Annotated in this window: 1 protein-coding gene; it reads left to right on the plus strand. The window is 70.6% G+C overall.

All coding sequences use genetic code 11. The annotated features are described in order from the left end of the window. Window positions 1-132 precede the first annotated feature (132 nt). A partial coding sequence (locus QZH66_RS18540) for a hypothetical protein (protein WP_305807253.1) occupies window positions 133-419 on the plus strand: 287 nt, incomplete at its 3' end.

Genomic DNA, 419 nt, shown 5'->3' on the forward strand with positions numbered 1-419 from the left:
ACTGGGTGGCCGGGTGCTGCTCGAACCACGCATGGACCGCCAGGGCGGCAAGATCGCCATCGTGGCCGATCCGCAAGGCGCCCCCTTCGGGCTGCTCGAATGGCCCAGTACCGAACCCCAAGAGGTGGCGCAATGAAAACACCCTCACGGAACGGCCTGGCAGCCGCCGCCCTGGGTGGACTGCTGGTGCTGCTGTCCTCGGGCTGCGCCGTCACCAGCGATGGCGGCTACGCCTACGGCGCGGCACCTGCGGTGGGCATAGGGCTGGACTACTACGACGAGCCCTTCGGTTTCGACTACGGCGGCTGGGGACCGGGCTACGGCGTGGGCCCGTTCCACCGCGGCGGCGACTTCCATCCACGGGGCGGCGGCAACGCCTCCGGTCATGCCTTCCGGCCGGCTGCGCCCTCGCGGTCCAT

The organism is Stenotrophomonas sp. YIM B06876, assembly GCF_030711595.1.
Classification (GTDB): Bacteria; Pseudomonadota; Gammaproteobacteria; order Xanthomonadales; family Xanthomonadaceae; genus Stenotrophomonas.